We start from the raw sequence: 445 nt of genomic DNA, 5'->3' as shown, positions 1-445 counted from the left end.
AGACCGCGATGCCGGCGCGCCGTGCTGCCTCGGCGTTGCCGCCGATCGCATAAACATAGATTCCGAAGGCCGTCCGATTGAGGACCACCGCCCAGAGGCTCACGAAAGCCAACACGATGAGGATGATCACTGGGACACCGCGCACCGGTGCGAAATTGCCCCGGTTGACACTGCACAAGGCCATGACGATGGCGGCCAGTGCGGCGACCAGGAGGATGCGCGCCAGGGTGCTGGCCGGGGAGCAGGCGACATTGCCGTTGCGCCGACGGCGGCGATCAGTAAGCCAGGCATCGATGGCGTAGAGGCAGACGGCCACGGCTGCGATCATCCAGCCGGCTTCGGCGCTGATGAGCCCATTCGCCAAACCCACGATCATCGGGTCCTGGATCGGCACGGTGCCGCCATTGCCGAGGATGATGAGCATGACGCCGTTCCACGCCAGCAG

Annotated in this window: 1 pseudogene; it reads right to left on the bottom strand. The window is 65.4% G+C overall.

The features are described 5' to 3' along the window. Positions 1–445, bottom strand: a pseudogene (locus ACFHWW_RS34295) (hypothetical protein); the annotation flags it as partial.

It is taken from the genome of Sinorhizobium sp. P24N7, from assembly GCF_042436655.1.
GTDB classification, from domain to species: Bacteria; Pseudomonadota; Alphaproteobacteria; order Rhizobiales; family Rhizobiaceae; genus Sinorhizobium; species Sinorhizobium meliloti_A.
Note: the sequence above shows the minus strand (reverse complement) of the source record. Positions and strands in the feature narration are given on the sequence as shown.